We start from the raw sequence: 25,362 nt of genomic DNA on the forward strand, positions 1-25,362 counted from the left end.
GCTTGCCCAGTCCACTACTGCAATGCGGCAGAGTAGGCTGCCGGCCGTGTGCGAGTAGGGGGGATGTTTAAGTCCCCCCTTCGACTTAAGCTATTCTGCCGGTTCCTCGTCACCCTCACCGGCCTCTTCTCCTTCTTCTTCCCTCGGCTCGACTTCGGTAGCGTGAGCGATGTGAATGGTGAGCACGATTGGATCCTCATTGCCTTCATGGGTGATCAGATCAACACCATCGGGCAGTTTCACTTCGGAAGCGTGCAATATAGCGCCCATCTCCAGGTTGGTCATGTCGACCTCGATGAACTCCGGCAGGTCCTTAGGCAGGCAGGAGATCTCCATGTCACTCATCACATGGCTAGCCTGGCCACCAGCCTTGATACCGGGACAGACCGATTCGTTGATAAAATGGATCGGGACATGCAAACGGATCTTCTCGTCTGCCTGGATCCGTTGAAAATCCACATGCAGAAGGAAAGGCTTGGCCGGGTGGCGTTGAAGATCCTTAAGCACCACCTGTTCAGTCTTTCCACCGAGTTTCAGGTTTAAAATGTTTGCATAGAACCCTTCGTTCTCCAGCGAATGAACAAGTTCATTGTGGGGGACGCTGATCATGGTCGGATCCTTGTGGGCACCGTACAAGATACCCGGCACCAGGCCGGAACGACGCAGGCGGCGGCTCGCACCTTTCCCTGAATCGCCCCGAGATTGAGCGTTAATTTCAAAATTGGCAGACATGGCAGACTCCGTATCTGTGGTTTTCTGTGTGTGGATGCGTCGTTTCGCGACCAAAGCGACGCGATATCGCTGTATCACAGCGGACGCGCGATTCTAACAGAATTTGCGTTTATTTCCAGCCCCGCCAGCGAGTACAGGTTCTTGGTGATCAGCCATGATTGTCTCTACGGTGAGCGGTAGCTGTCTGTTGGGAAAGCAAATGAGTGGAAAAAGTCGGCGAGGTTGGTGAAACAGCGATTCAAGGGCGTTTCGTCAATGACAGTCAGGATCTGTTGCACTTGTCAGCGCCAATTAAATGGGCTGAGTTGCCCCGGAGGACCATGTGTCGCTTGATTTGTGTGGTGCATGGTCAGTCGATGAACAGGGAGCTGACGGACTCCTCATTTGAAATACGGCGCATCGTCTCTGCAAGTAGTTCCGCAATGCTCACCTGGCGAATGGGTGTGCAGAGTTTGGCCTCTTCGGAGAGAGGAATCGTATTCGTTACCACCAGTTCATCCAGCTGGGAGTTGCTGAGATTGGAGACGGCAGGTCCGGAGAGTACCGGGTGTGTACAATAGGCCACCACCTTGGCTGCACCGTGCTCTTTGAGGGCAGTGGCAGCCTGACAGAGAGTCCCCGCGGTGTCGACCAGATCATCGATAAGAATACAACTGCGTCCCTCCACATTGCCGATAATATTCATTATCTTGGCCTCATTGGGCCTGGGCCGGCGTTTATCGATGATCGCCAATTCCGCATCATCCAACCTTTTTGCCAACGCCCGCGCCCTGACCACGCCACCTACATCGGGAGAAACGACGACGATATCCGGGTGTTTTTGACGCCATACATCGCCCAGCAGGATCGGGGATGCGTAGACATTGTCAACCGGGATATCGAAGAAGCCCTGGATCTGGTCGGCATGCAGGTCCACAGTCAACACCCGGTCGGCGCCCGCAGCACCGATCATCTTGGCTGCCAGTCGGGCGGTTATCGGCACGCGTGCGGAGCGGGGGCGCCTATCCTGTCGTGCATAACCGAAGTAGGGGATCACTGCTGTGATGCGTTTGGCGGATGACCAGCGCATGGCATCGATCATCACCAACAGTTCCATCAGGTTTTCATTGGTTGGTGCTGAGGTGGGTTGGACGATGAAGACATCGCGACCACGTACATTTTCATGGATCTCCGCCATGACTTCACCGTCGCTGAAGCGACCGACATGCATTTTTCCAAGTGGGAGGCTGAGGTGAGCTACGATTTCACCGCTCAGTTCCGGGTTGGCGTTTCCGGAAAAGACCATCATGGCAGTGGCAGGCACGGTTTTGATCCCCTTTATCAAACAGTGGATTGCTATGAAATGGCTGGGGCGGCAGGATTCGAACCTACGAATGCTGGGATCAAAACCCAGTGCCTTACCGCTTGGCGACGCCCCAATTAACTCAGTTCGGGTTGGAGTAACTCCAATAGCGGGGAACGGTTGATCCCGCGCGCAACAAAACCATTCAGACTCGCCGGCTTCTTTTGAAGCAGGTTGCGAGCCAACCGCTGATCAGCAAAGGCGGCGAATACACAGGCGCCGGTCCCGGTAAGCCGGGCATCTGCAAACTGGTTCAGCCAATCCAATGCTTCCGCCACTTCAGGGTGGCGTCTGCGTACCACGGGTAGACAGTCGTTTCGACAATCACCCTGCAGAAAGGCGCGTATTTTGATCCGGGGTGAGTGGCGTGTCAAATCAGGTTGGTTGAATACCTCTGCGGTGGAGACGTGACATGGCGGTTGCAGTACCAGATACCACATCTCCGGGAGGTCGATATCGGTCAATTCCTCACCGATACCTTCAGCCCATGCTGCACGGCCATGGATGAATATGGGCACATCCGCGCCAAGGGTCAGGGCGATTTTTTTCAACTCCGACTGGTTGAGCGAGAGTCCCCACAACCGATTGAGGGCGATCAGTGTCGTTGCTGCATCCGAACTGCCCCCGCCAAGTCCACCACCCATGGGGAGGTGTTTTTCCAATGTGATTTCAGCGCCTTGATCTGAACCGCTGGTCAATTGCAGTAGCCGGGCCGCGCGATAGCTGAGATTGTCCGCCGGCGAAATACCACTTGCATCGTCATGTAAGATGATCTGGCTGTCATCACGTCTTTCGATGTGGAGCCGGTCATGAATATCGAGGAATTGGAATACGGTCTGCAGTCGATGATAGCCATCACTGCGCCTGCCGGTGATGCGCAGCATCAGGTTCAGTTTCGCGGGTGCAAGATAGACTGAGCTTTGGTCAGACCTGCCGCGTGCCGACATGGGAAGAGTCAGTTGTTGACGCCCAGGCGTCTCATGACAGGATCGATAAACCGATTACCGGGATCGCGCTCATTGGCTGCATTCCACACCTCAATGGCGCGTTGTTGCTGGCCTAAATGCCATAATACCTCTCCCAGATGGGAAGCGATCTCGGCATCGGGGCTAATTGTGGCAGCCTTGTTGAGGAACTCCAGAGCAGATTCCAGATTGCCCATGCGAAATTCTACCCATCCCATGCTGTCGAGTATGGCGGGACTCTCAGGTTTCAATGCCAGGGCCTGCTCTATGTAATCTTTGGCCTCTTCCAGACGGTCGGTCTGGTCGGCAAGGGTATAGCCGAGAGCGTTCAAAGCATCGGCGTGTTTCGGCTGTGACGCGAGGATTTTACGCAGATCGTTTTCCAGCAGATCGATCCGTCTCAAATCGGCCGCATTCAACCCCCGGGCATAGAGCAGGTCTGTGTTGTCCTCAAACAAATCCAGGGCTTTGGTATATATCTGGTGGGCGGTTTCAAAATCCCTCGCCTCACGCATCAGCTCAGCTTCTATGATATAGAATCTCACCTCGTGTGCGCTCTGGGTGATGCGAAGCCGTTGCAGTGTTTCGCGGGCCTGATTCAGGTTTCCCTGGTCAGCCAGAATTTTGGCGATTCGAATCTGTGCATCGATTACATTCTTTCCTTCCACCCGGCTATACCAATCCAATGCCCGCCCTGGTTCCTCCTCCTCCTCGGCGATCATCCCCAGGTAGAAGCTGGCCTGGTTGCGCTTCTTCCGTTTATCGACTAGTGATTTCAGGTAAATCTTTGCTTCTTGATATCGTTCCAGCTGTAGATTGATGATACCAAGGGAAAAGGCGATGTCGCTGTCGTCGGGGGCCTTTTCATAGAGAGACTGATAAATGCCGAGAGCCGCTTCCGTCTTGTTCATTTCAAGCAGCAATCTGGCGTATGCTTTTCCCAATTGGGTATTTTCCGGTGCATTGAGATATGCCTGTTCGATAAACGCCAATCCCTGCTCTTTTTGCTCCATTGCGATGATGGTTTGTGTTTTGAGTACCAGACTTTGGGTGGATGCTGGATCGAGTGCGAGGGAGCGATCGATGTAGTCCAGTGCGAGATTGTTCTGTTTGGCGCGATTGGCGGTCAGGGCGAGGGCATAAAACGCCTTCGGGTCCTGGCTCTCTTCATTGACGAGCTGCTGCATGATGAGCAGTGCCTGATCAGGCGCCGCAGACTTTTCGGCAATGGCGGCTGCCTGGAGGTATCCGGAGTGCCCATGACTGTTTGCAATTTCTACCACTTTTTGCAGGTTTTGAATCGCCTTATTAAGTTCACTTTTGCGAATATAGAGGACTGATGCGATCTGGCGGGCCTTGAGGGAGTTTGGTGAGATTTCAACCCACAGCGTTGCTGCCTCCAGTGCAGCGTCCGGCATATTTGACTGTAGGCCAAGGCCTGTCGCGCGTTCAGCGGCACCCTCATCCCGAGACTCCTTGGCAGCCTGGAATGCGTGCTCGAAGGCAAGTTTGCCGTGTCCTCGCTGGGCGGCGATTTCACCGGTGAGGGTGTTGTAGATCAGATCCCTGCTGAGGCCATCTGTGGCATAGGTCTGCGGAGTCTGTTTTATCTCATCATCCGTTGTGATCGGAAGTCCCGATGTGCTGGTCGGATTGTTGGCGCAAGCTGAGAGCAGCAGGCTCGGTACTATCAGAAGTTGCTTAATTTGCTGGTTGATATGCATATATTTTGTAGTAATAAAGGTAATTCGCGCTCACTGCAAGTGTTCTCTCGTGCTTCCGGCGCCTTATGTCCGTGTCGTCAAACCATAGTTTGAAGTGCATCAAGCAGGCAGGCTGCGGTTACCAAGCCGGATACCCATCTGCAATCCCGTTACGAGGATCTTTCAATATCGGCATGGTTACGCCATATCGGGCCTATGCAATAGACAAAAAATTGTTTGGAATGTTGTATTGACTTTGCTCGGTCTAGGCGTCAGAATGCCCGGCTCTCGCTTGGAGGGGTTCCCGAGTGGCCAAAGGGATCAGACTGTAAATCTGACGGCTCCGCCTTCGGAGGTTCGAATCCTCCCCCCTCCACCAGGTGAAATCGGGAAATTGGCGGTAGTGACCGGATGACTCGACCTATCCTCCATGCTGTTTTGGCGGGGGAGGATGCGGACCGATAAGAGGTTCGACGAAGGCGCTGAAAGCGGCTTCGAACAATGCGTCAAGGCGTTGACGGAGAGGAAAAAAGGAGGCCGTGAACAACCTCCAGCCCCTCAGGTTAAGAAAATTAGGGTTAGCGGTTGTGGTGAGCGAAGCGTCGCTTGGCTGCGCGGGTGTAGTTCAATGGTAGAACTTCAGCCTTCCAAGCTGAATACGTGGGTTCGATTCCCATCACCCGCTCCAACTATGATTCTGTACTTTTTTGTGCAGGTAGCGGCAGTGCTGTGGTTGCAGTGCTGCCGCTCGTTGTGATCCCGGTGGGCTTGCCCCTGAGGGTGGCAAGGGGTTGTACGGAGAAATTTGCCCAGATAGCTCAGTTGGTAGAGCACACCCTTGGTAAGGGTGAGGTCGGCAGTTCAAATCTGCTTCTGGGCTCCATTTGACGACGGCGTGCGGAAGCGCGCGAATTTATCTTTATACAAATAGAGAACCTGGAGAGCACTCATGTCCAAGGAAAAATTCGAACGCACAAAGCCGCATGTCAATGTGGGCACGATTGGTCATGTAGACCACGGCAAGACCACGCTGACGGCGGCCATCACCACGGTACAAGCGGCCAAATTCGGCGGCGAGCAACGTGCCTTTGACCAGATTGACAACGCGCCGGAGGAGAAAGAGCGCGGCATCACGATTGCGACCTCGCACGTGGAGTACGAGTCGGAGTCGCGTCACTACGCGCACGTGGACTGTCCGGGCCACGCCGACTACGTGAAGAACATGATCACGGGTGCGGCGCAGATGGACGGCGCGATCCTGGTGGTATCGGCGGCGGACGGGCCGATGCCGCAGACCCGTGAGCACATTCTGCTGTCGCGTCAGGTTGGCGTGCCGTACATTGTGGTCTACCTGAACAAGGCGGACATGGTGGACGACGAGGAGCTGCTGGAGCTGGTGGAGATGGAAGTGCGTGAGCTGCTGGACAGCTACGAATTTCCCGGCGACGACACCCCGATCATCGTGGGTTCGGCGCTGAAGGCGCTGGAAGGCGACACCTCGGAGATTGGCAGCCAGTCGATCGACAAGCTGGTGGAGGCGCTGGACACCTACATTCCGGAGCCTGAGCGTGCGGTGGACGGTGCGTTTCTGATGCCGATTGAGGACGTGTTCTCGATTTCGGGACGCGGCACGGTGGTGACCGGGCGTGTTGAGCGCGGTGTGATCAAGGTGGGAGAAGAGATCGAGATTGTCGGTATCAAGGAGACCACCAAGACCACCTGTACCGGGGTTGAGATGTTCCGCAAGCTGCTGGATCAGGGCGAGGCGGGAGACAACGTGGGCGTATTGCTGCGTGGCACCAAGCGAGACGAGGTGGAGCGCGGCCAGGTACTGGCGCATCCGGGATCGATCACGCCGCACACCCATTTTGAGTGTGAGGTATATGTGCTGAGCAAGGATGAGGGTGGTCGTCATACGCCGTTTTTCAGCAACTATCGTCCGCAGTTTTATTTCCGGACCACCGACGTGACGGGTGCCTGTGACCTGCCGGAGGGGGTGGAGATGGTGATGCCTGGCGACAACGTGAAGATGGTCGTGAAGCTGATCGCGCCGATCGCGATGGAAGAGGGACTTCGTTTTGCGATTCGCGAAGGCGGCCGGACCGTGGGTGCCGGTGTGGTATCCAAAATTATCGAGTAAATTCGGTATTTGATGTCTGCGGGGTGGGTCGAAGACCCGCCCCGCTTTTACTTTTTCAAGGCCAATAGCTCAATTGGTAGAGCAGCGGTCTCCAAAACCGCAGGTTGGGGGTTCGATTCCCTCTTGGCCTGCCATACATATCGGCATACGGAACTATGAATTCGAAGTCCCAGGTAGAGGCATCGAGTCTCGATACTGTCAAGCTTCTGCTGGCGGTGGGGATCATTGTGAGCGGCATTTACGGGTTCTATTACCTGGATAGCTATTCACAACTTTTGCGTGTCTTGGGTCTGCTGGCCCTGGTAGGGGTGGCCTCGTTTATCGCCTATACGACGGCAGTGGGCCGTACCGTATGGGAGTTCGCCTCCTCCTCCAAGGTCGAAGTGCGCAAGGTGGTTTGGCCAAGTCGCCAAGAGACGATGCAGACCACCCTGATTGTATTTGTCATGGTGCTGATCATGGGTATCGTACTCTGGCTGTTCGATATGATGTTGAGCGCAATCCTCAAGGCGCTGACCGGAACTGGATAAGGAGACGTTATGGCAATGCATTGGTATGTGGTCCATGCCTACTCCGGCTTTGAATCCCAGGTCCAGCGTTCACTCAAGGAGCGTATTGAACGTTATGGCATGCAGGATAAATTTGGCGACATTCTCGTCCCCACCGAAGAGGTGGTGGAGATGCGTGCTGGCCAACAGCGCAAAAGTGAGCGCAAATTTTTTCCCGGCTATGTGCTGGTACAGATGGAGATGACCGACGATACCTGGCATCTGGTCAAGGATGTACCGAAAGTGATGGGATTTATCGGCGGTACCGGCGACCGTCCGGCACCAATCTCCGAAAAGGAAGCGAATGCCATTTTGCAGCGGGTACAGGAGGGGGTCGAAAAACCCCGGCCAAAGGTATTGTTCGAACCCGGCGAAGTTGTACGTGTTATCGATGGGCCCTTCAACGATTTCACAGGCGTTGTAGAGGAGGTCGACTACGACAAGAGCCGATTGAAGGTGTCCGTACTGATTTTCGGTCGCTCAACCCCGGTGGACCTGGAGTTTGGCCAGGTTGAGAAGGGCTGATTACCCGGAAAGATTTTTCATAGTGAAATAGGGGAGCCTGGGTGAGAGTCCCGGGCGTTTGCACCCATAATAGAGGTAAACATGGCTAAGAAGATAATGGCTTACATCAAGCTTCAAGTGAAAGCTGGTGAAGCGAATCCGAGTCCGCCGGTTGGTCCCGCCCTGGGTCAGCACGGTGTGAATATCATGGAGTTCTGCAAGGCCTTCAATGCGAAGACCCAGAGCGTGGAGAAGGGGTTGCCCATACCCGTGGTGATTACCGTCTACAACGATCGCTCTTTCAGTTTCATCACCAAGACGCCGCCAGCTGCTGTGCTGCTGAAAAAGGCAGCGGGATTGCAAAAAGGCAGCTCTACCCCGAACACGACAAAGGTCGGCACAGTTACCCGCCAGCAGCTTGAGGAGATTGCCACTACCAAGATGCCGGACCTGACTGCGGCGGATATGGATGCAGCGGTTCGCACCATTGCGGGCAGTGCCATGCAGATGGGTCTCAATGTTGAGGGAGTGGAGTAGATCATGGCTAAGATAACGAAACGGGCCAAGGCGATCCGGGAAAAACTCGAGGCCGGTAAGATCTATCCGGCAGAAGAGGCTTTTAGTCTGTTGAAAGAGCTATCGACGGTGAAATTCAGTGAATCCGTGGATGTCAGCGTCAACCTGGGTGTCGATGCGCGCAAATCAGATCAGGTCGTACGCGGTGCCTCGGTGCTGCCTCACGGCACCGGTAAGACAGTGAGGGTTGCCGTATTTGCACAGGGTGCAAATGCTGATGCCGCTAAAGAGGCGGGTGCCGACAAGATCGGTTTCGAAGACCTCGCCGATGAGATCAAGGGCGGAAATCTGGATTTTGATGTAGTGATTGCCTCACCGGATGCGATGCGCGTGGTCGGGAAGTTGGGACAGATCCTGGGTCCTCGTGGCCTGATGCCGAATCCCAAGGTCGGTACCGTTACACCCAATGTGGCTGAGGCGGTGCAAAATGCCAAGGCCGGGCAGGTGCGTTACCGTACCGATAAGGCGGGCATTATTCACTGTTCGATCGGCAAGGCCGATTTCGAACCGCAGAAATTGAAGGAGAACCTGGAGTCTCTGCTGGCTGCGTTGGTGAAGGCAAAACCGAGCTCGGCAAAGGGCGTCTATCTGAAAAAGGTGACAGTCTCCACAACCATGGGGCCTGGATTGACGCTGGATCAGGCAACTCTTGCCGTTTGATAGAAATATTACGCTGCCAGGCTCTTGCACTGAGTGCCTGGCAGCGATCTGGAACTTTGGGGTACCGGCCCGGCCGGTGCTGTCAAAGACCGCAGGTGCATGGATCGGCATGCTTAATTACCGCCTGCGCAGACGGGGCGCCCCCAATCAGGAATATCCTGATGATGGTGTGCGTGTGGTTGTGGCGCCGAAGGTGCCATGTAAGTATTTGGGAATGATATTTTCCCCATTATCAGGAGGTAACGACTTTGCCACTTAATCTTAAGCAAAAGAAAGCCATCGTTGCCGAAGTCAATGACGTAGCGAGCAGCGCATTGTCAGCTATAGCGGCTGAATATAGAGGGCTGACGGTTGAAGAGATGACACTACTGCGACGTGAAGCGCGCAATAGTGGTGTCTATCTGCGGGTGGTGAGAAACACGCTCGCCAAGCGCGCTCTCGAGGATACCGATTTTGCCTGTATGCAGGAAGGTATGACGGGGCCTCTGCTCCTCGCCTTCTCCCAGGAGGATCCGGGTTCTGCAGCACGCGTCATTAAGGACTTTGCCAAGGAGCACAAACTTCTCGAGGTCAAACTGGTATCCATCGGCGGCAAGATGCTTGCACCCGGTGATATCGATGCGCTGGCCAAGATGCCGACCTATGATCAGGCCATCAGCATGCTGATGGCTGTCATGAAGGCGCCGGTGGAGAAGCTGACTCGTACGCTGAACGAAGTGCCTGGCAAGCTGGTCCGGACTGTGGCTGCGATCAAGGACGCCAAAGAGGCGGCCTGATCGGCTTTAACTTATTACACATCAACGTGCAAAACATTTTTTTAGGAGTTCAATAATGGCTGTTTCCAAAGAAGAGATCCTCGATGCGATCGCCGAGATGTCCGTCATGGACGTGGTTGCTCTGATCGAGGCAATGGAAGAGAAATTTGGCGTATCCGCGGCTGCAGCTGTGGCCGCTGCCCCGGTAGCGGCAGCAGGCGGCGGTGAAGCCGCTGCGGAAGAGAAGACCGAGTTCGACGTGGTATTGGCTGAGATCGGCGGTAACAAGATTGCCGTCATCAAGGCTGTTCGCGGAATGACCGGTCTGGGCCTTAAAGAGGCGAAGGAGGCGGTTGAAGGCGCGCCGTCCACGCTGAAGGAAGGTATCAGCAAGGAAGAGGCTGAAGAGGCCAAGAAGCAGTTGGAAGAGGCGGGCGCCAAAGTCGAGATCAAATAAGATTCTCGTCTCGATCGTCTGCAGACAGGTGCGGTTGGGGCTGGTGGCGTAAGCCGCCGGCCTTTTCCCGCTTGTCGCAAGGGTGTTTTCAATCCCTATGAAATGGTATTGATTGCCCCTTGTATAACTGAACCGATTACGATTCAGGTATTAGATTATATAGGCGTTGATCATCAGCCGGCTGGATGTCGGATTTTGACTTCGCAATCACCAAGCCTTTGACACTGAGGGACGGCAGCATGGCCTATTCTTTCACCGAAAAAAAGCGTATCCGCAAAGACTTCGGTAAACGACCCAGCATCCTGGATGTACCGTTTCTTTTAGCCACCCAGATCGATTCATATCGCGGGTTTTTACAGGATGGGGTTCCGCCCGAGGATCGACAGGATATCGGATTACATGCGGCGTTCAAGTCGGTAATGCCGATTACCAGCTATTCGGGTAATGCAGTGCTCGAATATGTTAACTACAAGCTTGGTGAACCCGTATTCGATGTTCGGGAGTGCCAACTGCGAGGGACCACTTATGCGGCGCCCCTGCGTGTGCTTGTGCGTCTGGTTATCTACGATAAAGAGGCACCTGCGGGCTCCAAGGTGGTCAAGGATATCCGTGAGCAGGAAGTCTATATGGGAGAACTTCCCCTGATGACCGACACCGGTACCTTTGTCATCAATGGCACGGAACGGGTCATCGTGTCACAGTTGCACCGCTCTCCCGGTGTCTTCTTCGACCACGATCGCGGAAAGACCCACTCCTCCGGCAAACTGCTATTTTCCGCCCGGGTTATTCCCTATCGCGGTTCCTGGCTCGACTTCGAATTCGATCCAAAGGACAACGTTTTCGTGCGTATCGATCGCCGGCGCAAGCTGCCCGCGACTATTCTGTTGCGCGCGCTGGGTTACGATGCGGAACAGATCCTCGAGATGTTCTTCGAGACCGACACCTTCAGCCTCACCAAAAAGACCCTGAAAGTGGATCTGGTACCGGAGCGTTTGCGTGGCGAGACGGTCAGCTTCGATATCAAGGTAAGCAGCAAGGTCATAGTCGAGGCTGGTAGGCGTATTACCGCACGTCACATACGCGACCTTGAAAAGGCCGGCGTGAAAAAGCTGGATGTGCCCCGTGATTTCGTTTACGGCAAGGTGCTGGCGCACAACGTCGTCGATAAGGAGACGGGTGAGCTGATTGCTGAAGCCAATACCGAGATCACCGATGAGCTGTTTGAGCGTCTGGTCGAGAATGGGGTGAAGAAGCTGAATACACTGTTCACCAATGACCTTGATCACGGGGCCTTCATTTCCGATACTCTGCGCATCGATCCGACCACTAATGAGCTGGAAGCCCAGGTTGAAATCTATCGCATGATGCGTCCCGGTGAGCCGCCGACCAAAGAGGCCGCGCAGAACCTGTTCAACAACCTCTTTTTTACTTCGGACCGTTACGATTTATCGGCAGTTGGTCGAATGAAATTCAACCGCCGTCTAAACCGGGAGGATGAAGTCGGGGAAGGCGTGTTGTCGAAAGAGGACATCATCGACGTCCTGAAAGAGCTGATCAATATACGTGACGGCAATGGTGTGGTGGACGATATCGATCACCTCGGTAACCGTCGCATACGCTGTGTCGGCGAGATGGCCGAGAATCAGTTCCGTGTCGGGCTGGTACGCGTCGAACGGGCGGTGAAAGAGCGTTTGACTCAGGCCGAGTCCGAAGGCCTGATGCCCCAGGAGATGATCAACGCCAAACCGGTCTCGGCCGCGATTAAGGAGTTTTTCGGCTCCAGCCAGCTGTCCCAGTTTATGGATCAGAACAACCCCCTGTCCGAGGTGACCCACAAGCGGCGTGTTTCTGCCCTCGGTCCCGGTGGTCTGGCGCGGGAACGGGCCGGTTTTGAGGTGCGCGATGTGCATCCCACGCATTACGGTCGAGTTTGCCCCATCGAGACGCCTGAAGGACCCAACATCGGTTTGATCAACTCGTTAGCGGTCTATGCGCGCACCAATAAATACGGATTCCTGGAGACTCCCTACCGCAAGGTGGTGGACAGCAGGGTGACCGATCAGATCGACTACCTCTCCGCGATCGAAGAGGGGCGCTTCGTCATCGCGCAGGCCAACGCCTCGATCGATACCAAAGGCATGTTGACGGATGAACTGGTCTCCTCCCGTTTCCAGAATGAGTTCACCCTCTCCAGCCCGGACAAGGTGCAATATATCGACGTTTCTCCCAAGCAGATTGTCTCTGTAGCGGCTTCGTTGATACCTTTCCTGGAGCATGATGATGCCAACCGGGCGCTGATGGGTTCGAACATGCAGCGTCAGGCTGTGCCTGTTCTTCGCGCTGAAAAGCCCCTGGTAGGTACCGGCATCGAACGTGTGGTGGCGGTCGACTCCGGTGTTACCGTGGTTGCCAAACGTGGCGGTGAAATCGAATCGGTTGATGCGGCGCGCATCGTGGTGCGGGTCAACGACGATGAGACCGAGGCGGGAGAACCGGGTGTCGATATCTACAACCTGACAAAATACACCCGCTCAAATCAGAATACCTGCATCAACCAACGGCCTTTGGTGACTGTTGGTGATGTGATTGCCCGGGGTGATGTATTGGCCGATGGTCCGTCCACCGATATGGGTGAACTGGCGCTGGGTCAGAATTTACGGGTCGCCTTCATGCCTTGGAATGGCTACAACTTCGAGGATTCGATCCTGATCTCGGAGCGTGTCGTACAGGAGGATCGTTTTACATCGATCCATATTGAAGAGATGACCTGTATGGCCCGTGATACCAAACTCGGTCCTGAAGAGATCACCGGCGATATCCCGAATGTGGGTGAAGCGGCACTCTCGAAACTGGATGAATCCGGTATTGTCTATATCGGCGCAGAGGTGCGTGAAGGGGATATCCTGGTCGGTAAGGTGACGCCCAAAGGTGAATCGCAACTGACGCCGGAAGAGAAGCTGTTGCGGGCAATCTTCGGCGAGAAGGCGTCTGATGTTAAAGATACCTCGCTGCGTGTCTCTTCCGGAATGGTCGGAACCGTCATCGATGTTCAGGTCTTTACCCGTGACGGTGTCGAGAAGGACGCCCGGGCGCTGCAGATAGAACAGGTGGAGCTGGATCGAGTGCGCAAGGATCTCGATGATCAGTTGCGCATCATGGAAGATGATACCTTTCAGCGAGTCGAAAAGATGCTGATGAGTAAAGTCGTCGACGGTGGTCCCAACCAGATCAAAGCTGGCGCCAAGGTCACCAAGGGCTATCTTACCGAGATGGAGCGTGACAAATGGTTGGAGATCCGTCTACGCAATGAGGAGTCTGCCGCTCAACTGGAGGCCATTGCCGAGCAGATCAAGGCCCAACGCGAACTCTTCCGTGACAAATACGAAGAGAAAAAACGCAAACTGACCGCCGGGGATGATCTCGCCCCCGGGGTACTGAAAATGGTCAAGGTCTATGTGGCGGTAAAGCGTCGTATTCAACCGGGCGACAAGATGGCCGGACGTCATGGTAACAAGGGTGTTATCTCTACCATTGTACCTGTCGAAGACATGCCGTTCGATGAGAATGGCGAGCCGGTGGATATCGTGCTCAACCCCCTTGGCGTCCCCTCTCGAATGAATGTGGGGCAGGTGCTCGAGACCCATCTCGGTTTCGCGGCCAAGGGTGTAGGGCGTCAGATCGGCGCTCTGTTGGATGCCCAGGGCAAGATCGTGGAACTGCGTAAGTTTCTCGAGAAGGTCTACAACACCAGTGGCAAATCCGAGGATATCAAGTCATTGAACGATGATGAAGTGGTGGCAATGTGCCAAAACCTCAGACAAGGTGTGCCGATGGCAACGCCGGTGTTCGATGGTGCCCACGAATCAGAAGTCAAGCATATGCTGGAACTGGCAGGATTGCCGGAGAGCGGTCAATGCAAGCTGTTCGACGGCCGAACCGGAGACCCGTTTGAACGCGAGGTAACGGTTGGCTATATGTACATGTTGAAGCTGAATCACCTGGTCGACGATAAGATGCATGCACGCTCCACCGGTCCCTACAGCCTGGTAACCCAGCAGCCCTTGGGCGGTAAGGCGCAGTTTGGTGGCCAGCGATTCGGTGAGATGGAGGTGTGGGCACTGGAGGCCTATGGTGCTGCCTATACCTTGCAGGAGATGCTTACCGTCAAGTCGGACGATGTCAACGGCCGTACCCGCATGTACAAGAACATCGTGGATGGTAACCATCAGATGGAAGCTGGGATGCCCGAGTCGTTCAACGTACTGGTCAAAGAGATCCGTTCGCTGGGCATCAACATAGAACTGGAACAGGACTGAGGACTGACCCTGGTCAGTAACCGAATGCAGGAGAGACGATCTTGAAAGATCTACTGAATATTCTAAAGCAGCAGGGTCAGACCGAAGACTTCGATGCTATCCGCATCGGTCTGGCATCACCGGATATGATCCGTTCCTGGTCCTATGGCGAAGTTAAAAAGCCGGAGACCATCAACTATCGTACCTTCAAGCCGGAACGGGATGGTCTGTTCTGTGCCAAGATCTTCGGTCCGGTCAGTGACTATGAGTGCCTGTGCGGCAAGTACAAGCGGCTCAAGCACCGGGGCGTGGTGTGCGAAAAGTGTGGCGTAGAGGTCACTCTGGCCAAGGTGCGGCGCGAGCGCATGGGACATATTGAGCTTGCCAGTCCGGTGGCCCATATCTGGTTCCTCAAGTCCTTGCCGTCGCGTATCGGTTTATTGATGGATATGACCCTGCGTGATATCGAGCGGGTACTCTATTTCGAGTCTTTTGTGGTCGTCGACCCGGGCATGACCCCGCTTGAGCGTGGTCAGTTGTTGACTGACGAACAGTATTTGGACGCCATCGAGGAGAACGGAGACGAATTCGATGCCCGTATGGGGGCGGAGGCGGTCTATGAGTTGTTGAAGACCATTGATATCCCGGAAGAGATCAAGCGTCTGCGCGAGGATATCGAAGGTACCAACTCGGAGACAAAGATCAAGAAGTTCACCAAGCGGTTGAAACTGCTTGAATCCCTGAACGAATCAGGCAACCGTCCGGAGTGGATGGTAATGACCGTTCTCCCTGTGTTGCCACCGGAATTGCGTCCGCTGGTCCCCCTGGATGGCGGTCGATTCGCCACCTCAGACCTGAATGACCTCTATCGGCGGGTGATCAATCGGAACAACAGGCTGAAAAGGCTGCTGGATCTTAACGCACCGGACATCATCGTGCGCAACGAAAAACGCATGCTGCAGGAATCGGTGGATGCGCTGCTCGATAACGGACGCCGTGGGCGCGCCATTACCGGTACCAACCGGCGCCCGCTGAAATCTTTGGCGGATATGATCAAGGGCAAGCAGGGCCGCTTCCGTCAGAACCTGCTCGGCAAGCGTGTCGACTATTCCGGGCGTTCGGTCATCGTGGTGGGTCCGACCCTGAAACTGCATCAGTGCGGTCTACCGAAGCGGATGGCGCTGGAACTGTTCAAGCCCTTTATCTTCAGTAAGCTGCAACTGCGTGGACTGGCCACGACAATCAAAGCAGCGAAGAAACTTGTGGAGAGTGGCACCGGCGATGTCTGGGATATCCTGGAAGAGGTGATCCGCGAGCACCCGGTGATGCTGAACCGTGCACCGACCCTGCACCGACTCGGTATTCAGGCCTTCGAACCTGTGCTGATCGAAGGTAAGGCGATCCAGCTCCACCCATTGGTCTGTACTGCATTCAATGCCGACTTCGACGGTGATCAGATGGCGGTCCATGTGCCGCTCTCGCTTGAGGCCCAGCTCGAGGCGCGCAGCCTGATGATGTCGACCAACAATATTCTGTCTCCCGCCAATGGCGATCCCATCATCGTTCCCTCTCAGGATGTGGTGTTGGGTCTCTACTTCATGACCCGTGAACGGGTCAATGCCAAAGGCGAGGGGTCAGTCTTCAGTGACATCAAAGAGGCCAAGCGTGCCTATGAGTCAGGCGCTGTCGATCTGCAGGCAAGGGTTAAAGTACGCCTGAACGAGGTAATCGTCGACGAAGATGGAAACAGGGACGAGAGCGTCCAGGTATTCTCCACTACCATCGGCCGGACCCTGGTATTCGATATCGTTCCAAAAGGTCTGCCCTTTGCGCTGGCGGACCAGCCGATGGGTAAAAAGGTGATCTCGAACCTGATCAACGCCTGTTATCGCAGGTTGGGTTTGAAGGATACAGTCATCTTTGCCGATCAACTGATGTATATGGGATTCCGCTTCGCCACCCGCGCCGCGGTCTCTTTCTGTTCCAATGACATGGTGGTGCCAGAGGAGAAGAGTCAGATCCTAAGCCAGGCCGAGGCCGAGGTGAAAGAGATCGAGAATCAGTACACCTCCGGTTTGGTCACCAATGGCGAACGCTATAACAAGGTGGTCGATATCTGGTCCCACACCAATGACCAGGTGGCAAAGGCGATGATGTCCAAGCTGGGCAAGGAGAAGGTGGTCGATCGCGACGGTAACGATGTGGAGCAGGACTCCTTTAACTCGGTCTACATGATGGCCGATTCCGGAGCCCGTGGCTCTGCCGCCCAGATCCGTCAGCTGGCGGGTATGCGTGGTCTGATGGCGAAACCTGATGGCTCCATCATAGAAACCCCGATTACGGCGAACTTCCGTGAGGGTCTCGATGTTTTGCAGTACTTCATCTCTACCCATGGTGCCCGAAAAGGTCTGGCTGATACGGCGTTGAAAACCGCCAATTCGGGTTATCTGACACGGCGTCTGGTGGACGTGGCCCAGGACATGGTGGTGCTTGAAGAGGATTGCGGTACCGAAGAGGGGTTGCTGATGCAGCCTATTATCGAGGGTGGCGATGTCGTCGAGCCGTTGCGCGAGCGGATTCTCGGCCGTGTCACCGCCGTGCCTGTCTATCGTCCAAACAGTGATGAAGTGGTCTGCGATGCCGGGGTGATGTTGGATGAAGAGGGTGTGGAAAGACTCGAGGCGGCAGGTGTCGATCAGGTCAAAGTGCGTTCCGCAATCACCTGTGATGCAAAAGTGGGTGTCTGTTCCAAGTGCTATGGCCGTGATCTGGCGCGGGGACATCTGGTGAATCGAGGTGAGTCGGTGGGTGTCATCGCGGCGCAGTCGATTGGTGAACCGGGTACTCAGTTGACCATGCGGACCTTCCATATAGGTGGTGCCGCTTCGCGTGCAGCTTCTGTGAACAATATTCAGGTAAAGGCTGCCGGTACAGTAAGGTTGCATAATATCAAGACAGTCAAGCACTCGAGCGGACATCTGGTGGCGACCTCTCGTTCCGGTGAATTGACGGTAGTCGATGAGGTGGGCCGCGAGAGAGAGCGCTATAAGGTTCCCTACGGTGCGACTCTGCAGATCGACGACGGTACTGCAGTGGATGGCGGTCAAATAGTAGCCAACTGGGATCCCCATACCCACCCGGTTATTACCGAAGTGGCGGGCGTGTTGCGGTTTGAGGATTTTGTCGATGGCGTGACGGTGCAGAAGAAGACCGATGAGGTGACGGGATTGAGTTCCCTCGAGGTTATCGATCCCAAGCAGCGTCCTGCGGCGGGTAAAGACATTCGGCCGATGGTCAAGCTGGTGGATGCCAAGGGTAAGGACCTCAATATTGCCGGTACCGACATCCCGGCACACTACTATCTGCCCGCCAACGCGGTGGTGAATGTGCAGGATGGGGCTGATGTAGGGGTTGGTGACGTACTTGCCCGCATACCTCAAGAGTCATCCAAGACCCGTGATATCACAGGTGGTCTGCCCCGTGTCGCCGACCTGTTCGAAGCGCGTAAACCCAAGGATCCAGCGATTTTGGCAGAGGCTACGGGTACTGTCAGTTTTGGCAAGGATACGAAAGGTAAGCAGCGACTCGTCATCACCGATTCGGAAGGTGAGCATCACGAAGAGCTGATTCCAAAGTGGCGGCATGTGAACGTGTTCGAAGGTGAGCATGTAGAGAAAGGGGAGACCATCTCGGATGGCGAGCTCAACCCCCATGACATCCTGCGCCTGAAAGGTGTGACAGATCTTGCCGAGTATCTGGTAAAAGAGATTCAGGACGTCTACCGCTTGCAGGGTGTGAAGATCAACGACAAGCATATCGAGGTGATCATTCGCCAGATGCTGCGCAAGGTCGAAGTCACGGCAACCGGTGACGGCCGCTTCCTCAAGGGAGAACAGGTGGAGAAGTCCGCATTGCTGGAAGAGGCGGAAAAACTGCGTGGTGAGGAGAAACACCCTGCATTGTATGAGCCCTTGTTGCTCGGTATCACCAAGGCATCTCTGGCTACTGAGTCGTTTATCTCTGCGGCATCCTTCCAGGAAACGACCCGGGTTCTGACGGAGGCGGCGGTGCGCGGCCTGTCGGATCGTCTGAATGGATTGAAAGAGAACGTCATCGTGGGACGCCTGATACCCTCCGGCACAGGGCTCTCCTACCACACCGAGCGTCACCGTAGGCGTCACGAGGAGCTGATGGCGTCTGAGGCGAAACCCGAGCTGGTTGTGGAAGAGGTGGAACAGGCGTTCAAGGAAGCGCTCAATACCCCCGAATCGGAGTAGCTGTTCGACAGGGATTTCATGACAGTCCCTTGACAACCGGGTGGAGCGGGCATAGAATGCGCGCTCCTTAGACAGGCCGGCCATTGCCGGCCTCTCGTTTCTGCCTCTCAATAATTCGTTTAAGACGTTGTTGAGCAAGGCTTATTCTGACCAGAGAAATTGCTTTCACTTTCTGTTGTCTCGGTATCAGCAGAAAGGATTCGGCTTCTCCGGTTTTTTTTATGCAAAGTACAAACATCACGTCCCTGGAGACGGAATAGATGGCGACAATCAACCAACTGGTGCGCAAGCCCAGGAAACGTAAAGTACAAAAGAGTAATGTGCCGGCGCTGGATGCCTGTCCGCAGCGACGTGGCGTCTGCACCCGTGTCTATACCACTACACCGAAAAAACCCAACTCCGCGTTGCGTAAGGTTGCTCGTGTCAGGCTGACCAACGGTTATGAGGTTTCGAGTTATATCGGTGGTGAGGGGCACAATCTGCAGGAGCACTCGGTGGTACTGATTCGTGGCGGTCGTGTAAAGGACTTGCCAGGTGTTCGCTATCATGTGGTGCGCGGCAGCCTCGATACTTCGGGTGTCGAGAAGCGGCGTCAAGGTCGATCCAAGTACGGCGCGAAGCGTCCGAAAAGTTAACGGTCTGCTGGTCAGACAGAATTCAACGAGTTTGAGATAGAGCAATGCCAAGAAGACGAGTTGCAGCGCGGCGTGAAACACTGCCCGATCCCAAGTATGGAAGCGAGCTATTGGCCAAATTCATCAACATGGTGATGCAGGACGGTAAAAAATCGGTAGCGGAAAAGATCCTCTACGGTGCATTGGACACGGTGGTCGATAAGCGCGGTGGTGAGCCGCTTGATCTGCTGGAGACGGCGCTTGAGAACGTGCGTCCGCTGGTGGAAGTCAAGTCACGCCGTGTCGGCGGCGCAACCTATCAGGTTCCGGTCGAGGTTCGTCCCAATCGCCGCAACTCGCTGGCGATGCGCTGGTTGATCGAGGCATCACGTAAGCGCAGCGAGAAATCGATGGCTTATCGCCTGGCGGGTGAGCTGCTGGATGCTTCGGAGAACAAGGGTGCGGCGGTCAAAAAGAAAGATGACACCCACCGAATGGCCGAGGCGAACAAGGCATTTTCACACTATCGCTGGTAAGCGAAACTTAATTAACTCTAACTTAGCTCTTTAAAAAACAGGTTTGTAACGTGGCACGGAAAACTCCTATCGAGCGCTATCGCAATATCGGTATCATGGCGCACATCGATGCTGGCAAGACGACAACGACAGAGCGTGTGCTCTACTATACTGGTGTGTCTCACAAGATTGGTGAGGTGCACGATGGTGCGGCTACCATGGATTGGATGGAGCAGGAGCAGGAGCGTGGTATCACCATCACTTCCGCGGCCACGACCTGTTTCTGGAGCGGTATGGCTCAACAATTCCCCGAGCACCGCTTCAATATCATCGATACCCCCGGGCATGTCGACTTCACCATCGAAGTGGAACGTTCTCTGCGTGTGCTTGACGGCGCGGTATTTGTGCTTTGCGCCGTAGGCGGCGTCGAACCTCAATCCGAAACTGTTTGGCGTCAGGCCAATAAGTACAATGTTCCCCGTATGGCATTTGTCAACAAGATGGACCGTATGGGTGCGGATTTCTTTCGTGTTGTCGGCCATCTGAAAGACCGTCTGGGCGCAAATGCGGTCCCGATTCAAGTGCCTGTTGGTGCTGAAGAGGGCTTCAAGGGCGTTATCGACCTCATTAAGATGAAATCAATCGTTTGGAGCGAGGAGAATATGGGTGCTCAGTTTGAGTACACTGATATCCCCGCCGATCTGCAGGATACATGTGATGAGTGGCGTGAGCACATGGTTGAGGCGGCTGCGGAGGGAACCGACGAATTGATGGAAAAATATCTGGAAGAAGGTGATCTTTCAGAAGAAGAGATTCTAACCGGTCTGCGTGAGCGTACCCTGCGACTCGAGATTGTGCCGGTAACTTGCGGCTCGGCTTTTAAGAACAAAGGCGTTCAGGCCGTACTTGATAAAATCATTGAGGTCATGCCGTCTCCTGTGGACGTGCCGGCGATAACCGGTCTGCTGGATGATGATGAGGGGACTGAAGAGTCTCGGCCCTCTGATGACAATGCGCCGTTCGCCGCTCTGGCATTCAAGGTTGCGACAGATCCATTCGTCGGTACTTTGACTTTCTTCAGGGTCTATTCAGGTGTGCTCAAGTCGGGTGACTCTGTGTTCAATCCGGTAAAGGGCAAAAAAGAGCGTATTGGTCGTATCCTGCAGATGCACTCCAACTCCCGGGAGGAGATCAAAGAGGTGCTGGCAGGCGATATTGCCGCGGCAGTCGGTCTGAAGGACGTCACGACCGGTGATACCCTGTGTGCCATTGACAAGCCGATCACCCTGGAGCGTATGGAGTTCCCCGAGCCGGTCATCTCGGTTGCGGTGGAGCCCAGGACCAAGGGCGACCAGGAGAAGATGGGTATCGCACTCTCCAAGCTGGCGCAGGAGGATCCATCCTTCCGGGTCAGCTCCGACGAGGAATCGGGTCAGACCATCATCTCCGGTATGGGCGAGTTGCATCTCGATATCATCGTCGATCGCATGAAGCGTGAATTCAAGGTGGAGGCCAATGTGGGCGCACCTCAGGTGGCCTACCGCGAGACCATTCGCAGCTCCATCGAGCAGGAAGGCAAGTTCGTACGTCAGTCCGGTGGTCGCGGCCAGTTCGGTCATGTCTACCTGCGCATCGAGCCCCAGGAGGCGGGTTCCGGCTATGAATTCGCGAATGAGATCGTGGGTGGCGCGGTTCCCCGCGAATATATCCCTGCGGTCGACAAGGGTGTGCAGGAGGCCATGGGCAACGGCATCAAAGCCGGTTATCCTGTAGTGGACGTGAAAGTCACCCTCTATGATGGTTCCTACCACGATGTCGACTCCAGTGAAATGGCCTTCAAGATCGCCGGCTCCATGTGTTTCAAGGAGGGTGCCGCCAAGGCGAAGCCTGTCCTGCTCGAACCGATGATGAAGGTGGAAGTCATCACACCGGAAGAGTATATGGGCGATGTGATGGGCGATCTCAACAGTCGTCGCGGGATCGTGCAGGGTATGGATGACACGCCTGCAGGCAGGCAGATCAAGGCCGAAGTGCCGCTCTCCGAGATGTTCGGCTACGCCACCGATCTGCGCTCGGCCACACAGGGTCGTGCGAACTACAGCATGGAGTTCGCCAAATATTCAGAGGTGCCGGCAAATATCGCCGACGCCATCATCAAGAAACAGTAACGGGTATAGGGGTAGCACTGTGTCCAAGGAAAAATTCGAACGCACAAAGCCGCATGTCAATGTGGGCACGATTGGTCATGTAGACCACGGCAAGACCACGCTGACGGCGGCCATCACCACGGTACAAGCGGCCAAATTCGGCGGCGAGCAACGTGCCTTTGACCAGATTGACAACGCGCCGGAGGAGAAAGAGCGCGGCATCACGATTGCGACCTCGCACGTGGAGTACGAGTCGGAGTCGCGTCACTACGCGCACGTGGACTGTCCGGGCCACGCCGACTACGTGAAGAACATGATCACGGGTGCGGCGCAGATGGACGGCGCGATCCTGGTGGTATCGGCGGCGGACGGGCCGATGCCGCAGACCCGTGAGCACATTCTGCTGTCGCGTCAGGTTGGCGTGCCGTACATTGTGGTCTACCTGAACAAGGCGGACATGGTGGACGACGAGGAGCTGCTGGAGCTGGTGGAGATGGAAGTGCGTGAGCTGCTGGACAGCTACGAATTTCCCGGCGACGACACCCCGATCATCGTGGGTTCGGCGCTGAAGGCGCTGGAAGGCGACACCTCGGAGATTGGCAGCCAGTCGATCGACAAGCTGGTGGAGGCGCTGGACACCTACATTCCGGAGCCTGAGCGTGCGGTGGACGGTGCGTTTCTGATGCCGATTGAGGACGTGTTCTCGATTTCGGGACGCGGCACGGTGGTGACCGGGCGTGTTGAGCGCGGTGTGATCAAGGTGGGAGAAGAGATCGAGATTGTCGGTATCAAGGAGACCACCAAGACCACCTGTACCGGGGTTGAGATGTTCCGCAAGCTGCTGGATCAGGGCGAGGCGGGAGACAACGTGGGCGTATTGCTGCGTGGCACCAAGCGAGACGAGGTGGAGCGCGGCCAGGTACTGGCGCATCCGGGATCGATCACGCCGCACACCCATTTTGAGTGTGAGGTATATGTGCTGAGCAAGGATGAGGGTGGTCGTCATACGCCGTTTTTCAGCAACTATCGTCCGCAGTTTTATTTCCGGACCACCGACGTGACGGGTGCCTGTGACCTGCCGGAGGGGGTGGAGATGGTGATGCCTGGCGACAACGTGAAGATGGTCGTGAAGCTGATCGCGCCGATCGCGATGGAAGAGGGACTTCGTTTTGCGATTCGCGAAGGCGGCCGGACCGTGGGTGCCGGTGTGGTATCCAAAATTATCGAGTAAGTGATAATGGCTAACCAGAGAATACGAATTCGTCTGAAAGCATTTGATCATCGACTGATTGATCAATCTGCCCGTGAGATAGTGGAGACCGCCAAGCGTACCGGCGCACATGTGCGTGGTCCTATTCCGCTGCCGACAAAGAATGAGCGATATACCATTTTGATTTCACCGCATGTCAACAAAGATGCGCGTGATCAATATGAGATTCGCACCCACAAACGTCTGCTCGATATCGTCGAGCCGACTGACAAGACCGTGGATGCGCTGATGAAGCTCGATTTGGCTGCCGGCGTCGACGTGCAGATCAAACTGAACTGAGGTTAACAACGATGGCGATTGGAGTAGTCGGCCGGAAGGCAGGAATGACCAGGATATTTACCGAGCAGGGAGAATCCATCCCGGTTACGGTGATTGAGGTTGAACCCAACCGTGTCACGCAAATGAAAAGTGACGAGACTGATGGTTACCTGGCTATTCAGGTTACCACCGGTGATCGTAAGAGCTCGCGTGTGAACAAGCCCGCTTCAGGCCATTTTGCGAAAGCAGGCATCGAGGCCGGACGTGGTGTATGGGAGTTCCGTGCCGAGGAATCCGACATCGACGGCATTGAAGTGGGCAGTGAAATCAAGGCTGACCGGTTCGAGGCTGGACAGATAGTCGATGTACGTGGACGATCCCAGGGTAAGGGATATCAAGGTGGTGTTAAGCGCCATAACTTCCGCATGCAGGATGCCACTCACGGCAACTCGTTGTCACATCGTGCACCCGGATCGATCGGACAGTGTCAGACACCGGGTCGTGTATTCAAAGGCAAGAAGATGGCCGGACAGATGGGTGCAGTACAGCGCTGCCAGCAGAATCTGGAAGTCGTGCGCGTCGATGCGGAGCGTAACCTGTTGTTGGTCAAGGGCTCTGTGCCAGGCTCCAAAGGTGGTGATCTGATTATCACCCCCGCTGTGAAGATGATTAATAAAGGGTGAGTCTGATGGAACTCAATGTACAAACAGCAGTAGGTGCACAAACGCTGAAGGTCTCTGACGAGGTCTTCGGTGCAGAGTTTAAGCAATCACTGGTGCATCAGGTGGTATCGGCCTACATGGCAGGTGCCCGTGCCGGCACCAAGGCACAGAAAAACCGCTCTGCAGTTGCCGGTGGCGGCGCCAAGCCTTTCCGTCAAAAGGGTACTGGACGCGCGCGCGCCGGTACCAATCGCAGCCCGATCTGGCGCAGTGGCGGCGTGAACTTCGCGGCTTCCCCGCGCAGTTACGCCCAGAAGATCAACCGTAAGATGTACCGCGGCGCGATTCGCTCGATTCTCTCTGGGCTCAATCGACAGGAGAGACTGGTCGTGGTGGATGAAATCAGCGTTTCCAAGCCCAAAACCAAGGAGTTGGTCGAGAAGCTGAAGGGCATGGAACTGAGCGATGTATTGGTCGTGACTCCCGATCGGGATGAGAACCTCTATCTGGCATCCAGGAACCTCTATGGTGTCGATGTGCGTGATATCGATGAGATCGATCCGGTAAGTCTGGTGGCTTATGAGAAGGTGTTGGTTACCGAGAGCGCAGTGAAGAAACTTGAGGAGCGACTGGCATGAATAACGAGCGTCTCATGAAGGTTCTTCTGAGTCCCGTGGTATCTGAGAAGAGCAGCGTGGTTGCCGATGCCAACCAGCAATACACCTTTCGCGTTGCAACCGATGCGACCAAGCGGGAGATCGCACAGGCGGTCGAAAAGCTGTTTGAGGTCGAAGTCGAGCGGGTGCAGGTCGTGAATTGCAAAGGTAAGACCAAACGCTTTGGCCAGATCAACGGCAAACGTTCTGACTGGAAAAAGGCATATGTTCGTCTCAAGCCGGGTAACGACATCGATTTCGCGGCCGGTGCATGAACAAATAAGAT

At 55.2% G+C, this 25,362-nt stretch carries 21 protein-coding genes and 5 tRNA genes; 21 read left to right on the forward strand and 5 right to left on the reverse strand.

Annotation, left to right across the window (positions count from 1 at the left end):
- Window positions 1–90: 90 nt before the first annotated feature.
- The 5 genes from CODIS_RS06270 to CODIS_RS06290 all read right to left on the reverse strand — a co-directional run bounded on the left by CODIS_RS06270 (window position 91) and on the right by CODIS_RS06290 (window position 4,763).
- A complete protein-coding gene (locus CODIS_RS06270; RefSeq protein WP_069122396.1) occupies window positions 91–732 on the reverse strand; it encodes a 50S ribosomal protein L25/general stress protein Ctc in 642 nt (213 codons plus the stop codon).
- 349 nt (window positions 733–1,081) lie between these two features.
- The gene (locus CODIS_RS06275) at window positions 1,082–2,035 is read right to left on the reverse strand and encodes a ribose-phosphate diphosphokinase (protein WP_069122935.1); all 954 of its coding nucleotides are present in this window, start codon (window positions 2,033–2,035) and stop codon (window positions 1,082–1,084) included.
- A 40-nt stretch (window positions 2,036–2,075) separates the two neighbouring features.
- Window positions 2,076–2,150: transfer RNA gene (locus tag CODIS_RS06280), tRNA-Gln, on the reverse strand.
- Window position 2,151: 1 nt separating this feature from the next.
- Window positions 2,152–3,021 carry a 4-(cytidine 5'-diphospho)-2-C-methyl-D-erythritol kinase gene (gene ispE / locus CODIS_RS06285; RefSeq protein WP_069122399.1) on the reverse strand — a complete coding sequence of 290 codons (870 nt, stop codon included), beginning with the start codon at window positions 3,019–3,021 and terminating at the stop codon, window positions 2,152–2,154.
- Window positions 3,022–3,029: 8 nt separating this feature from the next.
- Entirely contained in the window at window positions 3,030–4,763 is a 1,734-nt protein-coding gene (locus tag CODIS_RS06290; protein ID WP_069122402.1) for a tetratricopeptide repeat protein, read from the reverse strand.
- Between the two features lie 273 nt (window positions 4,764–5,036).
- Between CODIS_RS06290 and CODIS_RS06295 the strand changes: the two genes are divergently transcribed.
- The 21 genes from CODIS_RS06295 (at window position 5,037) to rplW (ending at window position 25,351) form a co-directional block, all read left to right on the forward strand.
- Window positions 5,037–5,121, forward strand: a tRNA-Tyr gene (locus tag CODIS_RS06295).
- A gap of 235 nt (window positions 5,122–5,356) precedes the next feature.
- Window positions 5,357–5,430 (forward strand) — tRNA-Gly (locus CODIS_RS06300).
- A 119-nt stretch (window positions 5,431–5,549) separates the two neighbouring features.
- Window positions 5,550–5,625, forward strand: a tRNA-Thr gene (locus CODIS_RS06305).
- Between the two features lie 66 nt (window positions 5,626–5,691).
- Window positions 5,692–6,882, forward strand: coding sequence for an elongation factor Tu (gene tuf, locus CODIS_RS06310; protein ID WP_069122405.1), 1,191 nt, complete (start codon window positions 5,692–5,694; stop codon window positions 6,880–6,882).
- A 58-nt stretch (window positions 6,883–6,940) separates the two neighbouring features.
- Window positions 6,941–7,016 (forward strand) — tRNA-Trp (locus tag CODIS_RS06315).
- 21 nt (window positions 7,017–7,037) lie between these two features.
- Window positions 7,038–7,412 (forward strand): preprotein translocase subunit SecE, encoded by a 375-nt coding sequence (gene secE, locus CODIS_RS06320; RefSeq protein WP_069122408.1) that lies wholly within the window; start codon window positions 7,038–7,040, stop codon window positions 7,410–7,412.
- 9 nt (window positions 7,413–7,421) lie between these two features.
- The gene (gene nusG, locus CODIS_RS06325; protein ID WP_069122414.1) at window positions 7,422–7,955 is read left to right on the forward strand and encodes a transcription termination/antitermination protein NusG; all 534 of its coding nucleotides are present in this window, start codon (window positions 7,422–7,424) and stop codon (window positions 7,953–7,955) included.
- A gap of 81 nt (window positions 7,956–8,036) precedes the next feature.
- Window positions 8,037–8,471: a 50S ribosomal protein L11 gene (gene rplK / locus CODIS_RS06330; protein WP_069122416.1), complete on the forward strand. Its 435-nt coding sequence runs from the start codon at window positions 8,037–8,039 to the stop codon at window positions 8,469–8,471.
- Between the two features lie 3 nt (window positions 8,472–8,474).
- Window positions 8,475–9,170 (forward strand): 50S ribosomal protein L1, encoded by a 696-nt coding sequence (gene rplA / locus CODIS_RS06335; protein ID WP_069122419.1) that lies wholly within the window; start codon window positions 8,475–8,477, stop codon window positions 9,168–9,170.
- 248 nt (window positions 9,171–9,418) lie between these two features.
- Window positions 9,419–9,946 carry a 50S ribosomal protein L10 gene (gene rplJ, locus CODIS_RS06345; RefSeq protein WP_069122425.1) on the forward strand — a complete coding sequence of 176 codons (528 nt, stop codon included), beginning with the start codon at window positions 9,419–9,421 and terminating at the stop codon, window positions 9,944–9,946.
- 55 nt (window positions 9,947–10,001) lie between these two features.
- Window positions 10,002–10,382, forward strand: coding sequence for a 50S ribosomal protein L7/L12 (gene rplL, locus CODIS_RS06350; protein WP_069122428.1), 381 nt, complete (start codon window positions 10,002–10,004; stop codon window positions 10,380–10,382).
- Between the two features lie 239 nt (window positions 10,383–10,621).
- Window positions 10,622–14,698: a DNA-directed RNA polymerase subunit beta gene (gene rpoB, locus CODIS_RS06355; protein WP_069122939.1), complete on the forward strand. Its 4,077-nt coding sequence runs from the start codon at window positions 10,622–10,624 to the stop codon at window positions 14,696–14,698.
- A gap of 41 nt (window positions 14,699–14,739) precedes the next feature.
- Window positions 14,740–18,954 carry a DNA-directed RNA polymerase subunit beta' gene (rpoC, locus tag CODIS_RS06360; RefSeq protein ID WP_069122431.1) on the forward strand — a complete coding sequence of 1,405 codons (4,215 nt, stop codon included), beginning with the start codon at window positions 14,740–14,742 and terminating at the stop codon, window positions 18,952–18,954.
- 260 nt (window positions 18,955–19,214) lie between these two features.
- On the forward strand, window positions 19,215–19,589 hold the full coding sequence (rpsL, locus tag CODIS_RS06365) for a 30S ribosomal protein S12 (protein ID WP_069122434.1): 375 nt from the start codon (window positions 19,215–19,217) through the stop codon (window positions 19,587–19,589).
- 44 nt (window positions 19,590–19,633) lie between these two features.
- Window positions 19,634–20,104, forward strand: a complete 471-nt coding sequence (gene rpsG, locus CODIS_RS06370; RefSeq protein WP_069122437.1) for a 30S ribosomal protein S7 — start codon at window positions 19,634–19,636, stop codon at window positions 20,102–20,104.
- A 50-nt stretch (window positions 20,105–20,154) separates the two neighbouring features.
- Entirely contained in the window at window positions 20,155–22,251 is a 2,097-nt protein-coding gene (gene fusA, locus CODIS_RS06375; RefSeq protein WP_069122441.1) for an elongation factor G, read from the forward strand.
- 19 nt (window positions 22,252–22,270) lie between these two features.
- Window positions 22,271–23,461 carry an elongation factor Tu gene (gene tuf / locus CODIS_RS06380; RefSeq protein ID WP_069122405.1) on the forward strand — a complete coding sequence of 397 codons (1,191 nt, stop codon included), beginning with the start codon at window positions 22,271–22,273 and terminating at the stop codon, window positions 23,459–23,461.
- A 6-nt stretch (window positions 23,462–23,467) separates the two neighbouring features.
- Window positions 23,468–23,779: a 30S ribosomal protein S10 gene (gene rpsJ / locus CODIS_RS06385; protein ID WP_069122444.1), complete on the forward strand. Its 312-nt coding sequence runs from the start codon at window positions 23,468–23,470 to the stop codon at window positions 23,777–23,779.
- Window positions 23,780–23,790: 11 nt separating this feature from the next.
- On the forward strand, window positions 23,791–24,441 hold the full coding sequence (gene rplC, locus CODIS_RS06390; protein WP_069122448.1) for a 50S ribosomal protein L3: 651 nt from the start codon (window positions 23,791–23,793) through the stop codon (window positions 24,439–24,441).
- A 5-nt stretch (window positions 24,442–24,446) separates the two neighbouring features.
- Window positions 24,447–25,058, forward strand: a complete 612-nt coding sequence (gene rplD / locus CODIS_RS06395) for a 50S ribosomal protein L4 (protein ID WP_069122943.1) — start codon at window positions 24,447–24,449, stop codon at window positions 25,056–25,058.
- A complete protein-coding gene (gene rplW / locus CODIS_RS06400) occupies window positions 25,055–25,351 on the forward strand; it encodes a 50S ribosomal protein L23 (protein WP_069122451.1) in 297 nt (98 codons plus the stop codon). The genes rplD and rplW overlap by 4 nt, the downstream gene beginning before the upstream one ends.
- Window positions 25,352–25,362 lie beyond the last annotated feature (11 nt).

Source organism: Candidatus Thiodiazotropha endolucinida (assembly GCF_001715975.1).
Lineage (GTDB): Bacteria > Pseudomonadota > Gammaproteobacteria > Chromatiales > Chromatiaceae > Thiodiazotropha > Thiodiazotropha endolucinida.

Excerpts from the sequence above, each read along its gene's own strand:
- CODIS_RS06270 (WP_069122396.1), bottom strand. The coding sequence starts at position 732 with ATGTCTGCCAATTTTGAAATTAACGCTCAATCTCGGGGCGATTCAGGG.
- ispE (WP_069122399.1), bottom strand. The coding sequence starts at position 3,021 with ATGTCGGCACGCGGCAGGTCTGACCAAAGCTCAGTCTATCTTGCACCC.
- CODIS_RS06290 (WP_069122402.1), bottom strand. The coding sequence starts at position 4,763 with ATGCATATCAACCAGCAAATTAAGCAACTTCTGATAGTACCGAGCCTG.
- tuf (WP_069122405.1), top strand. The coding sequence starts at position 5,692 with ATGTCCAAGGAAAAATTCGAACGCACAAAGCCGCATGTCAATGTGGGC.
- secE (WP_069122408.1), top strand. The coding sequence starts at position 7,038 with ATGAATTCGAAGTCCCAGGTAGAGGCATCGAGTCTCGATACTGTCAAG.
- nusG (WP_069122414.1), top strand. The coding sequence starts at position 7,422 with ATGGCAATGCATTGGTATGTGGTCCATGCCTACTCCGGCTTTGAATCC.
- rplK (WP_069122416.1), top strand. The coding sequence starts at position 8,037 with ATGGCTAAGAAGATAATGGCTTACATCAAGCTTCAAGTGAAAGCTGGT.
- rplA (WP_069122419.1), top strand. The coding sequence starts at position 8,475 with ATGGCTAAGATAACGAAACGGGCCAAGGCGATCCGGGAAAAACTCGAG.
- rplL (WP_069122428.1), top strand. The coding sequence starts at position 10,002 with ATGGCTGTTTCCAAAGAAGAGATCCTCGATGCGATCGCCGAGATGTCC.
- rpoB (WP_069122939.1), top strand. The coding sequence starts at position 10,622 with ATGGCCTATTCTTTCACCGAAAAAAAGCGTATCCGCAAAGACTTCGGT.
- rpsL (WP_069122434.1), top strand. The coding sequence starts at position 19,215 with ATGGCGACAATCAACCAACTGGTGCGCAAGCCCAGGAAACGTAAAGTA.
- rpsG (WP_069122437.1), top strand. The coding sequence starts at position 19,634 with ATGCCAAGAAGACGAGTTGCAGCGCGGCGTGAAACACTGCCCGATCCC.
- rpsJ (WP_069122444.1), top strand. The coding sequence starts at position 23,468 with ATGGCTAACCAGAGAATACGAATTCGTCTGAAAGCATTTGATCATCGA.
- rplC (WP_069122448.1), top strand. The coding sequence starts at position 23,791 with ATGGCGATTGGAGTAGTCGGCCGGAAGGCAGGAATGACCAGGATATTT.
- rplD (WP_069122943.1), top strand. The coding sequence starts at position 24,447 with ATGGAACTCAATGTACAAACAGCAGTAGGTGCACAAACGCTGAAGGTC.
- rplW (WP_069122451.1), top strand. The coding sequence starts at position 25,055 with ATGAATAACGAGCGTCTCATGAAGGTTCTTCTGAGTCCCGTGGTATCT.